This window comes from Paracoccus albus (assembly GCF_027913035.1).
Classification (GTDB): Bacteria; Pseudomonadota; Alphaproteobacteria; order Rhodobacterales; family Rhodobacteraceae; genus Paracoccus; species Paracoccus albus.
In genome coordinates this window covers 189,347-203,324 of the sequence record NZ_CP115775.1, presented here as the reverse complement: position 1 = coordinate 203,324, position 13,978 = coordinate 189,347, and the positions used below count along the sequence as shown (strand labels likewise).

The window sequence follows — 13,978 nt, the reverse complement described above, 5'->3', positions numbered from 1 at the left end:
TACAAGTCAAAACAAAAGGCGAACATTCAAAGGATTCGTCATGAAAATCGACTATATTGAATTCTCGTCTCCAAAGATGGCGGAAACGAAGGCCTTCTTCGCCGATGCCTTCGGGTGGACCTTCAACGATTACGGCCCCGAATATCAGGAACTGGCGGATGCCGGGATCTCTGGCGGCATATCGGCCGGAGAGTTGGTGCCGCCACTGGTCGTATTAAAGGCCGATGATCTTGAGGCCGCGTTTGCCAAGGTAGAAAGCGCCGGGGCAGAAATCATCAAACCGATTTTCTCCTTCCCCGGTGGCCGACGCTTCGAATTTCGTGAGCCCGGCGGGACAGCAATGGCGGTCTGGACCGAGGCCTAACCGCGCCGCTGCCGCTTCGCCTTCTTCGCTGCCGCCTTGGCCTTTGCCTTAACTTGGGCTGGCCGCCGCCGTGCCGAGCGCCCCCGCTTGGTCTTAGGACCCTGCACAACCGTCGCCCCCTCAAGCTCCAGCAGTTCGAGGACCAGCCCGCCGGTCAAGGGCGACGCTTCGGCAAGGCGGACAGTGACACGTTGGCCGATGCCGATTTCTACGCCGGTTTCCGAACCCACCAATGTTTGCGCATCGCGGTCGAAGTGGAAATACTCATTTCCGATTTCGCGAATGGGCAGCAGCCCGTCTGCGCCTGTCCCGTCCAGTTTCACGAAAGCACCGAACTTCTGCACCCCACTGATACGCCCGGTCATTTCTGAACCGACCCGCTCGGCAAGATATGCCGCCAGATAGCGGTCTGTGGTGTCGCGCTCTGCCTCCATGCTGCGGCGTTCTGTCGTTGAGATCTGATTCGCGGTTTCAGACAGGTTGTCGATATCCCATTGCGACAAGCCATCATCGCCCCAGCCATGGCCTGAAATAAGCGCCCGGTGAACGATCAGGTCGGAATACCGCCGGATCGGGCTGGTGAAATGTGCATAGTTTTTCAGGGCAAGTCCAAAATGCCCGAAATTCTCGGGATTATAATATGCTTGGGTCATCGAACGCAGGGTCGAGATATTTATCAGCTCGTCAAAATCCGTGCCTGCTGCCTGCGATAAAAGCCGGTTGAGTTGGGATGTATGCAGCACCTGGCCCTTTGCCAGTGCAAAGCCGGACGCTTGCGCGACCTCTCGCAATGCCTCCATTTTTTCTGCCGACGGTTCTTCGTGCACGCGAAACAGAAGAGGACGCTTCAGGCGGGTCAGCTCTTCGGCTGCGGCGACATTGGCCAGGACCATGAATTCTTCAATCAGCTTATGTGCGTCAAAGCGGTCCTTGAAATTGACCGACCGAACCCTGCCATCATCATCCAGAACAATCTGACGCTCTGGCAGGTCGAGATCCAGCGGCTGCCGCTTGCGGCGAGCCGCCTTCAACAGTTCATATGCCTGCATAAGCGGTTTCAGTGCGGTTTCCAGCAGAGGTTCTGTCGCTTCGTCTGGCCGCCCATCGAATGCAGATTGCGCCTGCTCATAGCTCAGGCTCGCGAGCGAGCGCATCATACCGCGATGGAATTTCTGGCCGATCTTATTGCCCTGCGCGTCAATGCGCATCCGGACTGCAATGACGGCACGGTCGACATCCTCGTGCAGGCTGCACAGATCCGCCGACAGGATATCGGGCAACATCGGGACAACCCGATCCGGGAAATAGGTGGAGTTCCCGCGCTTTCTCGCCTCTCGGTCCAGGGCGCTGCCGGGCGTGACGTAATGCGCCACATCCGCAATCGCGACCCATAGAATCATGCCGCCGGGGTTCTTCGGATCGGTGTCGGGAATGGCCGCAACCGCGTCATCTCGGTCACGCGCATCAGCAGGGTCTATGGTCAGCAGCGGGATATCGCGAAGGTCTTCACGACCTTTCATACCTGCGGGCTTTTTCGAATCCGCCTCTGCAATGACCTCATCCGGAAAGTCGTCGGGAATATTGTGCTGATGAATGGCTATCAGGCTGACGGCCTTGGGTGCCGATGGATCACCCAGCCTGTCAATGATGCGCGCCTGCGGCAGGCCCATGCGCCCCTTGGGACCGGCCTGCTCTGCCTCGACCAGCTCACCATCCTGCGCGCCCTGCGCGTCGCCATCACGGACTCGCCATTCACGATCGGCGCCCTTGTCGATCGGCACGATGCGCCCGCCCTCTGCCGCCTTACGGTAGATGCCGACGATCTTGTGTTTCGTCTCTCCGATCTTGCGGATCAGCCGCGCTATATAGTCGTGATCTTCATCCCTTTCTTCGATCAACCGGCCCAGAAAGCGGTCGCCTTCGCCAAGGGCGGGATCGGCGTCCCTTGGACGGTAGAGGATGCGCGGCACTGGCCCGTCGCCCCGAAATTCCATCGGGCGTGCGAACAGATCGCCATTTGAATCCGGCGCAAGAAGCTTGAGGACCGTGACCGGCGGAAGATGTTCGGCATCGCGATAGGTCTTGCGGCGACGCTCAAGTCTGCCTTCCTCGGCCAGTTCTTTCAGCATACGCTTCAGTTCGATCTTCTCTTGCCCCTTGACTGAAAAGGCTTTGGAAATGTCGCGCTTCGACGCCGCGTCGGGGTGCTCGGCCACCCAATCCAGAATCTGTTGCTTTGTCGGCAATGCCATGACGGCCCTTTCCCCGACTGCAAGGCCGGTATCTTTCCCGAAACAATACGCTTGCCGCGCTACAGTTCCAGAACCATGTCCCGATGCGGAATGCCAGCATCCAGATATTCGGGACCATAGGCGCTGAAACCAAGCTTTTCGTAAAAGGGCAGCGCATAGGATTGCGAGGACAGTTTGGCGAAGCGGGCACCGTCATTGCGTAACGCCTCAAGTGCTGCGCGCATGATCGCGGCACCTGCGCCGGTTCCGCGCGCCTCGCGCAGCACACAAACACGCCCGATCTTGCCCGTGTCGCCGTCCCGAAACATCCGGGCGGTGGCAACGGGGCGGTGATCAAGCCAACCCAACAGGTGAATAGCATTGGCGTCGCGCCCGTCCCATTCTTCCGCTTCGGAAACGCCCTGCTCTTCGATGAAGACGCGTCGCCGCAATTGCCGGCACGCTTCCAGATCCGTGGTCAGTTCGATCCTCATGCGAAGTATTCCTGCAGAATCTTGCTGTAGACCCGCTGCAATGCGCGCACTTCATCTGCGGGGACACGTTCATCAACCTCATGCATGAAGCGGCCAACAAGCCCGAATTCCACGACCGGGCAGTGATCTTTGACGAAACGGGCGTCCGAGGTCCCGCCAGATGTAGACAGCTCTGGCGTCAGGCCGGTTTCGGCTTCGACGACATTACGCACCATATCCACGAAAGGTCCGGGCGCCGTCAGAAAGCTTTCTGCACCGACATCAGGTGTCAGCAGAATAGCCACACCCGTCTCTGCGCTGATTGCCGCGGCGCGCTGCTGCATATCGGCGTCGATCGAGTCAGGGGTGTGCAGATCGTTGAAGCGTATATTGAACGTCGCCGTCGCGACTTCGGGCACGACATTGCTTGCCGGGTTGTCGCAATCAATCGTCGTGACCTGCAGGCTGGACGCCCCGAAATGTTCGGACCCCTCGTCCAGCGGGTTCGAAGCCAGCCCATCCAGAAACCAGCACAGCGCGTGCAGCGGATTGCGCACGCGATGCGGATAGGCGACATGACCCTGAACGCCGCGCGCGCTTACGCGATAGGTGACAGAGCCGCGACGACCTATCTTCATCATCTCCCCGAAGTTTTCGGGGTTCGAGGGCTCGCCCACCAGGCAGACCGACATCGCCTCTCCTTCCTGCGCCATCCAGTCGAGCAATGCGACCGTGCCGTCGCGGGCGGGGCCTTCTTCGTCCCCGGTGATGGTCAGGATTATCGCGCCGTCAGGCGGGGTCTGGCTGACGAAATCAATCGCTGCCGCAGCAAAGGCTGCGACGCCTGATTTCATGTCAGTCGCGCCGCGCCCCCAGATCATGCCGTCGTCATCGACATGCCCGGAAAATGGCGGATGGGTCCAGCTTGCGGTGTCCCCCGGCGGCACGACATCAACGTGACCGTTGAAGCCGAACGTGCGCGCCGCCCCCTTGGCACCCCATCGCGCAAAAAGGTTGGGTGTCCCGTTTCTGTCGACGCGCTGACATTCAAAGCCGCCTGCGGTCAGGACGCTGCTGAGAAGTGTCAGCGCGCCAGCCTCTTGCGGTGTAACCGATGGGCAGCGTATCAGGTCGGCGGTCAGCTTGGCGGCATCGGTCATCGTTTACTCCTGTTGCAGTAAACACCTAGCCGTCAGAGGCCAGAATATCCAGTCCGCGCCGCACAAGGTTCAACCCGCTGAGCACAAGCAGAATCTGCGTCCAGCGACGGAACTGCGCGATATCCAGACGGTCATGAACCCACAGTCCGCAGAACACGCCTGCAAGGCCGGGTATGACCAGCACTGCAGATAGCGGAAGGGTCGTCGCATTCAGCACACCCGAGAACAGATGCGCAACGGTCAGGATGATGGCGCCCAACAGAAACACGACGCCCTGAACCCGCATCTGGTCCTGTTTCGAAACGTTGATAGACAGCAGGTAAACGATCAGCGGCGGACCCCAAATGCCAGAGATGCCGCCGTAAAGCCCGCCGATAATGCCGGTGACAATCTCAAACCGACGTTCCCTTCCGACATCCAGCTTCATCGACCGGCCCGATAGCTGCCACAGCGCATATCCGGTGATCGGAATGCCAAGCAACAGGTACATCAATCCCTGCGGCACCACCGGCACAAAGGGCGCAGAAACCAGAATGAAGATCGCGACCATCGCGATATGCCATCTGAACCGCTTGACCGATCCCCATGCCGCACCCAGCCCCTGCCGTCCGGCCTGCACGACATTGGTCACCAGCGTCGGCAGAATCAGCGCAGCCAGTGCCTGCTCCGGCGAGAGAACTGATGCGAAAGCCGACATCATGATCATCGGCATTGCAAAACCGACAGCGCCTTTCACAAAACCTGCGAAAAGCGTCACCAGAAAGACAAACATGAATATCGAAGGATCAAGCCCGAACATGAAGCGGAGACTAGCGCCGGGTGCCGCCGCCGCAATGGGAAAGCGGCGCTGCCACCCGCAAGAATCGTGGCAACGGCGCAACAGCGGTTAAGAGATGTTAAGATTTTCAAGCTACGCGCTCACCCGCTGACCTGCGTCACAAATTGCCGCAGGCCCTTGATTCTTCTGCCGGCGACGCTGAATCAGCGCCGAATCGCATTGCAACCGCGCCTCTTCGCTGACATATCAGTGAGTTGACCATTTCAAGTCTCAATGTAATTCCCGCTGCAATGCTTAACGATACACAACCCGGAGACGCTGCCATGTTTCGCCAAATGACCGCTGCCGCCCTGGCAACGCTCGTACTAGCCGCTTGCGAGCCGACGACGATCACCCCCGACGAACCCTATTCGACGGTGCCCACGGGCGACTACGTTCTGTTCAACATTGGCGGCGAAGTGCTGAGCGTTCGTCACACAACGATGCAGATCGCCCCGACCGGTATCACCGGGCGCACCGGCTGCAATAGCTTTGCCGCCCCGATTTCCGGCACGCCGCCCGAAATCGTTGTTGGCGAGATCCAGACTTCGGGCCAGACCTGCCGCTGGAGCGCGCAGGAGAACTCGTTCTTCAACGCGCTGCGCGCCGCGAACCGTATCACCTATGAAGACGGCGTCATGCGCATCGCCGGCGGATCGGACACGCTGACCTTCGAATACGGTCGCCTGGCATCTGCCGAGGGCCCGATCGGTCGCAACCTGAACCCGAACTCTCAGGTCACGGCAACGCCCGCCGCTGCCTCGCCAGTAGAGTCCGCTGTCCAATAAATCAAAGCGGCAGGGCCGTGGTTTCGGCTACGGTCCTGAGCGCAAATGACGAATGCATCTGGGCCACGCCCGGAAGCCGCGCGAGATATTCACGATGGATACGCGCAAAATCATCCGTATCGGCCACTGCGAGCTTCAGCAGATAGTCGGCCGTACCCGCCATAAGGTGGCATTCCAATACATCCGGAATAAGGCGAACCGCGCGCTCGAACCCCTCAAGCAATTCCGTTGCCTGACCTGACAAGGTTATTTCGACGAACACGGTTGTCGGTACGGCAAGTTTGCGCCGGTCCAGCAGCGCGGCATAGCCACGAACAACCCCCTCCTGCTCGAGTCGCTGCAATCTGCGGTGACATGCAGATGCGGACAGGTTCACCTGCGCGGCAAGTTCAGCATTCGTGATTCGGCCTTGCTTCTGGATAACTCTAAGAATCCGGCGATCTATCGCGTCGATATCAATCATCTTAGGATTATTCATCCATAATTGATCGAAATGAGCAAGATTATCCGAACAGCGTATTTCAGCAGCATCAGAAAAGTAGAAAATTCGCGCTGATCCATGTCACCCTGAGAGCAAGGCCCACCATGGGGCCAAAGACGACAGGAGAGAGTGATGCTTATTGGCTGCCCGACGGAAATCAAACCGCAGGAATTCAGGGTTGGGCTGCGTCCTGACGCCGCGCGAGAGGCGAAGTTCCACGGCCACGATGTGCTTATCCAATCTGGCGCCGGGCTTGGCTCCGGTTACACGGATGAGGACTATATCGAGGCGGGCGCGCAGATCGCACCGGACGCAAAGACGGTTTTCGACCGCGCCGATATGATCGTGAAGGTCAAGGAACCGCAGGCACCGGAACGCGCCATGCTGCGCCGCGGTCAGTTGCTGTTCACCTATCTGCACCTCGCACCGGATCCCGCACAGACGCGGGACCTGCTTGATTCAGGTGTCACCTCGATCGCCTATGAAACCGTTACCGACACTCGTGGCGGCCTGCCGCTGCTTGCGCCGATGTCCGAAGTGGCCGGTCGCCTTGCGCCACAGGCCGGTGCCTGGGCGCTTCAGAAGGCCAATGGCGGCGAAGGCGTCCTGCTGGGCGGCGTCCCCGGCGTCCGTCCGGCCAATGTCGTGATCATCGGCGGTGGCGTTGTCGGCACAGCAGCGGCTCGGGTTGCGGCTGGCATGGGTGCCAATGTCACCGTGCTCGACCGTTCGATCCCGCGGTTGTCCTATCTGGATGATATCTTCATGGGCAGGCTGACGACACAGTATGCGACCGCGGCTGCCACTGCCGAACTGCTGCCTACCGCCGATATGATCGTCGGCGCGGTGCTCATTCCCGGGGCGGCAGCACCAAAGCTGATCAGCCGCGAGCAACTCGCAACGATGAAACCGGGCGCGGTTCTTGTCGATGTGGCCATTGATCAGGGCGGCTGCTTTGAAACCTCGCGGCCAACAACGCATCAGGACCCGATCTATGAGGTTGACAGTATTGTTCATTACTGCGTCGCCAACATGCCGGGTGCCGTTTCGCGCACCTCCAGTCAGGCGCTTGGCAACGCCACGCTGCCCTTCGTTCTTGCGCTTGCAGACAAAGGCTGGCGTAAAGCGATCCACGACGACGTGCATCTGCGTGCAGGGCTTTCCACGCATGAGGGTAAGCTGACCTCTGCCCCGGTCGGTGCCGCACTGGACATCGAAAGCATTTCGCCCGAAGCGCTGCTGTAGGCCAACTTCAAAAAAGAAAGACCGGAAGGGCGAGGCTCTTCCGGTCGTCTTAATGTATGCCCGAAGGATCAGACGCTCGGGCGGGCGCGCAGCTCATCGCGGATCTGAACGAGCAGTTCTTCAGAGGTCGGCCCAGCCGGTGCTTCCTCTTCTTCGACCTTCGCGCCAGCGGCGCTGTCCTTGATGCGGTTCACGGCCTTGACCAGCAAGAACACGACGAATGCGATGATCAGGAAGTTGATCACGGCAGAGAAGAACGCACCATAGGCGAAGACGTTCGCGCCAGCTTCGCGTGCGGCCTCCAACGAGGCGCCCTCCGGGGCGGTGCCGGACAGCACGACATATTTGCTGGTGAAGTCGGTGCCACCCGTGATCAGGCCGATAATCGGGTTGATCAGGTCTGACACCAGAGATGTAACGATAGCCGTAAACGCAGCGCCGATGATTATACCGACTGCCATGTCCATCACATTGCCCTTGGCAATGAATTCCTTAAACTCTTTGATCATGCGATAAACCTTTCCTCGTTCGCGCATATGGCAGCGGGCCATAAACCATATACAACATAAATCAAGAAATACGTTACATCACTTGCGATCCGGCAACAGAGCTACGTCGCCGACTATCAACGCTGAGGCATACGAAGGGGTGGGCTGTCGCGGTCTCTTTAGCTTCATCTGCGCCATGAGTGACCACGACTGCGCGGGGGGCGCACCCAGCCCAAGAGCTGACGGATTAACCTGCCCTCAGAACTGGTCGATCAACCGATCCAGATAGTCACGCTCATCCTGAGAGCGATCCCGCTGACCAAGGCGCCGCCTGATTTCGTCCTGAATATCTCGGGCGCGGCTGTTGTCATCCTCGCCCTCACTCAGCGGACCACCCGTCGACAAACCACCCCCGGAGCCGCCCATAGAACGCCCCAACGGATCACGGCGAGGAGAAGCGAGCCCACGTTGCGTGTTGCCCTCGTTTCCGCTGGCACTGCCATCGCCTTCCTGACCATCGGCCTGTTCACCATTCTCGGCCTGCTGGCCCTGTGCGCCGCGTTCGCCCTGATCAAGCGCGCGGATGCCGTCCCGCAAAGCTTCGATCGCTTCGGCCTGCCGATCCAGTGCACCAGCGGAATCGCCCTGCCGCAGAGCCTCCTCGGCCTGCTCCATCGCGCGGCCGGCGCGATCCATAGCTTCGCCGGCGGCCTGACCTTCGGGTGATCCACGCTCTGGCAAGAGACCGCGCTGCATGCCGAGATCGTCGCGAAGTTGCCGTTGCTGATCCGCGAGGCTTTGCTCTTCCTGCTGTTCACCTTCGCCTTGCTGCTGCGACTGACCCTGACCCTGACCCTGACCCTGACCCTGACCCTGACCCTGACCGTCGCCCGGCTGTTGCTGTCCGTCCAGCCCCAGCCAACTGTCCTGCATCTCACGGAAGGCACGATCTGCCAGTTCCTGCTGCTCTCGCAACGTCTCTGCCATGCGCCCTGATGAGCCACGGCCCTGCCCCTGCCCTTCGCCTTCCATCTGCCGGACCTGCATGTTTTCCATCATGCGGTTGAACTGTTCCAGCAAAGCCTGTGCTTCGGCCATACGGCCCTCATTCATCAGACGCTGAATTTCATCCATCATCTGCTGAATTTCATCGCCGCTCATCATCTCCACCGGAGCCTGATTAAAGCGGTCGGATGGATCATTCTCGCCTTGCTCTGCCAGCCGGTCCAGATATTCATCCGTTGCCTGCCGCAGCTCTTCCATCAGGCGGCTGATCTCATCAGGCGATGCACCGCGCCGCATGGCGGAAGCAAGCTTTTCCTGCGCGCGCCGCATACGCTCCAGTGCATCTGCGAGACCGCCATCCTCCAATTCGACAGCCGTGCGCCATAATGCCTCGGCAAGCGCATCGCGCTGCGCATCGGTCAGCTCTGCCGTCTCAAGCCCAGCAATGATCGCGCGAAGATCGGACAGCATCTGATTTTCGATGAACCCTTCGGGCTGCCACACGATCGCACGCAGAAGTTCCGCCGAACCGCCGGCATTCAGCCGGTTCCACAACAGATCGCGGCGCAATTCGATCAGCGCTGCGGCGAATGGGTCAAAAAACCGGCGCCCCGGCAGTTCCATCGTAAGCACCTCGGACTGCGCTGTCTGACCGATCCCGTCTTCAGCGTGCAGACGGACCTGAACCGGCAGATTGGCCCAAGCGTGTTTCATCAGATCGGCGGTGAGCTGGCCCTCCACCTCGGGCCGGCCGCCACGCAGCGGCAAATTGATCTGAATCGGCTCCCGCTCTTCCGGGTCCATGGCAAGGCCATGCGAACGATCCACGGTTGCCAGATCAAGAACGATAACCGCCTGTCCCTTGGTGACGCCGAAATCGTCGCTGGCACTGAAGGGCTGTATAAGGCGACCATCGGCGCGCCGCTCTGCTGCGGCGCCTAAAGCAATTTGCGGCGGATCGTCCGGCTGCACGGTAACGTCGATCTGACGAGCGCCAATCGTCAGTGCTCCGTCATGCTCTACACGGAAACGCGGGCTGCGTGGATCCTCCACCGGCAGTGCCGAGCCGATATCCTGCGCGATCTCGCCATCTTCGCCATACAGGCGAAGGCTGATCGTGCTCCCCTCTGGCACGTCAAGAACCGCACCATCAGCCAGATCGTTCAGATAAATCGTCGGTTTTCGAGTATAGGCGGGCGGTTCTGCCCAACCTTCCCATCCCAACCCTTTCGGGACGACATCGGGTTCTGCCGCAGCTTCGCGCTGCGGAGCAAGCGCCGCCAGCCCCTGCCCCATCTGTGCTGCGCTGCCGAACAGCACGGCCATAGCGATTGCGGTCAGGGCAATCAGCCTGAGCGCGTATGGGTCACGCTTGCTAAGCCCCGCATCCGGCGCAACGGCCTTTGCCCGAGCGGCCCGCGCCGCCATTTGCGCCTGATGAGCCCGCCAAAGCGCGCCATCGCCGCCCAGCAGAGGCTGATCATCCAACGCAGAAAGCGGTCGTCCCGGCAAAACCGAGTCCACACGGCGCAATGCCGCGTCATTGGCCGGTCGCCGGAAGCGCAGCAAACCCCAACCGGCCATAGCCAGAAGCAGCAATCCAACGACGGAAGCGACGATAAACCTGATCGCAGCAGGCAGAGCGTCCAATAGTCCAAAACTAAGCGCCGCAATGGCCAGCAGCAGCAGCGTCGCAAAGGGCCAGAACGCGCGCGCAAGGGATTCCCACCACAACCCGGCGCCCGTCAGCGCCAGGGCGCGGGAAAGGCGCCGGTTCTGCTTTTCGTTGGTCATTCGCCTGCCCTTCTGTCGCACCATCCTGCGACTCTGAACGACGGGCGGCAAGGGGGCCGCGCCAAATCACAGCCAATCAGGCAACGCCTCGCGCGAAATCATCTCGGCCAGGGTCGGACGCGGACGGATCACTGCAAATCGGTCACGATCCACGAGAACCTCCGGAATAAGGGGTCTGGAGTTGTATTCCGACGACATTACAGCGCCATATGCCCCGGCAGAGCGGAAAACGATCAGATCGTCCGGATCAGGCGATGGAAGCTGCGTACCTTTTTGAAAAGTATCACCCGATTCGCAAACAGGCCCCACCACGTCGAACGCAGAAACGTCCGCACCTGGCGCGGGTTCGATTGCCGGCACGATGTCATGATGCGCACCATACATTGCGGGTCGGATCAGGTCGTTCATCGCGGCATCAAGGATAAGGAAGTTCCGCCCCTCACCCTCTTTCAGATAGATGACCTTGCTGAGCAGTACACCTGCATTTCCGGCAATGTTACGTCCCGGTTCGATCTCGATCTCGCAGCCCAGATCGCCAACCGCCTCGCGAATCACCTGCCCATATTCGATTGGCAAAGGTGGCGCATTGTTGTCACGCTTATACGGGATGCCCAGACCGCCGCCCATATCGAGCCTGCGGATATCATGACCATCATCGCGTAGAGCGCGGGTCAGGTCAGCCATTTTGGCATAGGCCTGACGATAGGGATCTAGATCAGTCAATTGGCTGCCGATATGCATATCAATGCCAATCACTTCGATGCCCGGCAGCTTGGCGGCTTCGGCATAAACCTCTCTGGCGCGGGCGATAGGTATTCCGAATTTGTTGTCCGATTTGCCCGTTGCAATCTTCTCGTGGGTCTTGGCATCCACATCCGGGTTCACCCGGATCGCAATCGGCGCCACTGCGCCCATCCCCGATGCAACCTCGGAAAGGGCGCGCAGCTCCGGTTCAGATTCGACGTTGAACTGACGGATTCCGCCCTCAAGCGCCAGCTTCATTTCCTCTCTTGTTTTGCCGACGCCCGAAAAGACGATCCGCGCGCCGGGAACGCCAGCGGCGCGGGCGCGGGCGTATTCGCCGATAGACACCACATCCATTCCCGCGCCCAAATCGCCCAGCAATTTGAGAACCGCGATGTTGGAATTTGCTTTCAGCGCGTAGCAGATCAGATGTTCAGGCGCCCATTCAAGGGCCTGCTGGAACACGTTGAAATGGCGCGCCAGCGTTGCGGACGAATAGACATAAACCGGCGTGCCGACCTCTGCCGCAATACGTGACAAGGGGACGTCTTCCGCATGAAGTTCGCCGTTTTTGTAGTTGAAGTGGTCCATCAGACGATCCTGCGAGAGCGAAGAAGTAAGTAGAAGGGCAGTGCGCAACCGATCCCAAAGATCATGGCCGGGAATGTCAGAAGGGCCAGCCAGTTGCGGCGCACAGTCGTTTCAGCAAGACACCAGATCGCAAGCGTCATAAGTGCCATTGCTGCATTGGCATCCGGCGCTTCAATGCGAAGGCCGACAATGGCCCCGATCAGCGTAAGGACCAACCAGCAAAGCCGCAGAGGCGTCAGTTCAAAGCCCATCCGCCCTGACACCAATGCGTGCGTCGCCAGTGAAGGTCACACCGGGCGGAGGATCGGGACGTTCCGGCGCGCCGTCGACGCCACAGGCCGACAGTGCAAAAAGCAAGGCAAAGGCCAGCCTTCTCATAGCATTTCCTTCCAGCGGGCAATCTGCGCACGCACCTGATCGGGCGCCGTTCCACCATAGCTTAGACGCGACGCCACAGAGTTATGCACGCCCAGCACCGAATACACCGACTGGTTGATGGCGGGATTAACGGCTTGCATCTCTGGCAGCGACAATTCGTCCAGATCACAGCCCTTCTTCTCCGCCAAGGCGACCAGTGATCCGGTGGCGTGGTGGGCGTCGCGGAACGGCAGGCCAGCCTCGCGAACCAGCCAATCGGCCAGATCGGTCGCTGTCGAAAAACCGGCGGACGCGGCCGCCTCCATCTTGTCACGATTCGCGGTCAGGTCGGTCAGCATCCCCGACATGGCAGCAAGAGCCAGCATCAGGTGATCAGCGGCATCGAAAACCTGCTCCTTGTCCTCTTGCATATCCTTGGAATAGGCCAGCGGCAGCCCCTTCATCACAGTGAACAGCGCCATCGTCGCGCCCAGGATTCGCCCGATCTTGGCGCGGATCAGCTCTGCCGCATCAGGGTTGCGCTTCTGCGGCATGATGCTGGAACCGGTCGACCATTTGTCGGACATCGACACGAAACGGAACTGCGCGGATGACCAGATCACAAGTTCCTCTGCCAGTCGCGACATATGCACCGCGCAGATCGAGGCAGCAGACAGGAACTCCAACGCGAAATCCCGGTCACTGACTGCATCAAGACTGTTGGCCATCGGCCGGTCGAAACCAAGCGCCTCAGCCGTCGCCTCGCGGTCAATCGGATAGCCGGTCCCGGCAAGCGCCGCCGCACCAAGGGGCGATTCGTTCATGCGCTTGCGGGCATCCTGAAAGCGGGACAAGTCACGGCCAAACATCTCGACATAGGCCATCATGTGATGCCCCCATGTCACCGGCTGCGCGGTCTGCAAATGGGTGAAACCCGGCATCACCCAATCCGCCCCGGCCTCGGCCTGACTAAGTGCCGATCCGATCAGCGCCCGCAGCCCATCGATCGCCGCATCGCACTGATCACGCACCCAAAGCCGGAAATCCGTCGCCACCTGATCATTCCGCGACCGGCCCGTATGCAGACGGCCCGCCGGTTCGCCGATGATCTCTTTCAGACGCGCCTCGACATTCATGTGAATATCTTCAAGCGCGTCGCTGAACGGAAAATTCCCGGCCTCGATTTCTGACAATACGGTGAGCAGCCCTTCCCGGATTGCATCAGCATCGTTAGGACTGATGATGCCCTGCGCTGCAAGCATTGCGGCATGGGCCCGGCTGCCCCGGATATCCTGGGCGTAAAGCCTCTGGTCGAAACCGATGGACGCGTTAATCGCTGTCATGATCGCGTCGGGACCCGAGGCGAAGCGCCCGCCCCACATGGCATTGGCTTTGTCTTTCGGGGTCGTGGCGTCGGTCATCTGATGTGGTCCGGAAGGT

At 60.0% G+C, this 13,978-nt stretch carries 14 protein-coding genes; 3 read left to right on the top strand and 11 right to left on the bottom strand.

Annotated features, from left to right (window positions below; translation table 11 throughout):
• Nucleotides 1–40: 40 nt before the first annotated feature.
• The gene (locus PAF20_RS01030) at nt 41–364 is read left to right on the top strand and encodes a VOC family protein (protein WP_271071910.1); all 324 of its coding nucleotides are present in this window, start codon (nt 41–43) and stop codon (nt 362–364) included.
• Here the strand turns inward: PAF20_RS01030 and rnr are convergent.
• From rnr to PAF20_RS01010, 4 genes are read right to left on the bottom strand one after another with little or no spacing between them, the layout of a single operon-like run.
• Nucleotides 361–2,616 carry a ribonuclease R gene (gene rnr / locus PAF20_RS01025; protein ID WP_271071909.1) on the bottom strand — a complete coding sequence of 752 codons (2,256 nt, stop codon included), beginning with the start codon at nt 2,614–2,616 and terminating at the stop codon, nt 361–363. The genes PAF20_RS01030 and rnr overlap by 4 nt on opposite strands.
• 59 nt (nt 2,617–2,675) lie before the next feature.
• Nucleotides 2,676–3,089, bottom strand: a complete 414-nt coding sequence (locus PAF20_RS01020; protein WP_271071908.1) for a GNAT family N-acetyltransferase — start codon at nt 3,087–3,089, stop codon at nt 2,676–2,678.
• On the bottom strand, nt 3,086–4,228 hold the full coding sequence (gene dapE, locus PAF20_RS01015) for a succinyl-diaminopimelate desuccinylase (protein ID WP_271071907.1): 1,143 nt from the start codon (nt 4,226–4,228) through the stop codon (nt 3,086–3,088). The genes PAF20_RS01020 and dapE overlap by 4 nt, the downstream gene beginning before the upstream one ends.
• Before the next feature lie 25 nt (nt 4,229–4,253).
• Nucleotides 4,254–5,000 carry a sulfite exporter TauE/SafE family protein gene (locus tag PAF20_RS01010; RefSeq protein ID WP_271071906.1) on the bottom strand — a complete coding sequence of 249 codons (747 nt, stop codon included), beginning with the start codon at nt 4,998–5,000 and terminating at the stop codon, nt 4,254–4,256.
• 329 nt (nt 5,001–5,329) lie between these two features.
• On the opposite strand from PAF20_RS01010, the gene PAF20_RS01005 reads away from it, so the two are divergent.
• Nucleotides 5,330–5,833 carry an META domain-containing protein gene (locus PAF20_RS01005; RefSeq protein ID WP_271071905.1) on the top strand — a complete coding sequence of 168 codons (504 nt, stop codon included), beginning with the start codon at nt 5,330–5,332 and terminating at the stop codon, nt 5,831–5,833.
• 1 nt (nt 5,834) lies between these two features.
• Here PAF20_RS01005 and PAF20_RS01000 read toward each other — a convergent pair whose 3' ends face one another.
• Nucleotides 5,835–6,293: an Lrp/AsnC family transcriptional regulator gene (locus tag PAF20_RS01000; protein ID WP_271073223.1), complete on the bottom strand. Its 459-nt coding sequence runs from the start codon at nt 6,291–6,293 to the stop codon at nt 5,835–5,837.
• Nucleotides 6,294–6,446: 153 nt separating this feature from the next.
• Here PAF20_RS01000 and ald point away from each other — a divergent pair, with 153 nt between their 5' ends.
• Entirely contained in the window at nt 6,447–7,559 is a 1,113-nt protein-coding gene (gene ald, locus PAF20_RS00995; protein ID WP_271071904.1) for an alanine dehydrogenase, read from the top strand.
• Nucleotides 7,560–7,627: 68 nt separating this feature from the next.
• On the opposite strand, the gene mscL is transcribed toward ald, so the two are convergent.
• From mscL to argH, 6 genes are all read right to left on the bottom strand, one after another.
• Nucleotides 7,628–8,068, bottom strand: coding sequence for a large conductance mechanosensitive channel protein MscL (mscL, locus tag PAF20_RS00990; protein WP_271071903.1), 441 nt, complete (start codon nt 8,066–8,068; stop codon nt 7,628–7,630).
• A 237-nt stretch (nt 8,069–8,305) separates the two neighbouring features.
• Nucleotides 8,306–10,846, bottom strand: coding sequence for a DUF4175 domain-containing protein (locus PAF20_RS00985; protein WP_271071902.1), 2,541 nt, complete (start codon nt 10,844–10,846; stop codon nt 8,306–8,308).
• Between the two features lie 66 nt (nt 10,847–10,912).
• Nucleotides 10,913–12,181 (bottom strand): diaminopimelate decarboxylase, encoded by a 1,269-nt coding sequence (gene lysA / locus PAF20_RS00980; protein WP_271071901.1) that lies wholly within the window; start codon nt 12,179–12,181, stop codon nt 10,913–10,915.
• Complete coding sequence (locus PAF20_RS00975) at nt 12,181–12,432, bottom strand: DUF2834 domain-containing protein (RefSeq protein ID WP_271071900.1); 252 nt, start codon at nt 12,430–12,432, stop codon at nt 12,181–12,183. The genes lysA and PAF20_RS00975 overlap by 1 nt, the downstream gene beginning before the upstream one ends.
• The gene (locus tag PAF20_RS00970) at nt 12,422–12,559 is read right to left on the bottom strand and encodes a hypothetical protein (protein WP_271071899.1); all 138 of its coding nucleotides are present in this window, start codon (nt 12,557–12,559) and stop codon (nt 12,422–12,424) included. The genes PAF20_RS00975 and PAF20_RS00970 overlap by 11 nt, the downstream gene beginning before the upstream one ends.
• Nucleotides 12,556–13,959, bottom strand: coding sequence for an argininosuccinate lyase (gene argH / locus PAF20_RS00965; protein ID WP_271071898.1), 1,404 nt, complete (start codon nt 13,957–13,959; stop codon nt 12,556–12,558). Before argH ends, PAF20_RS00970 begins: the two co-directional genes overlap by 4 nt.
• Nucleotides 13,960–13,978 lie beyond the last annotated feature (19 nt).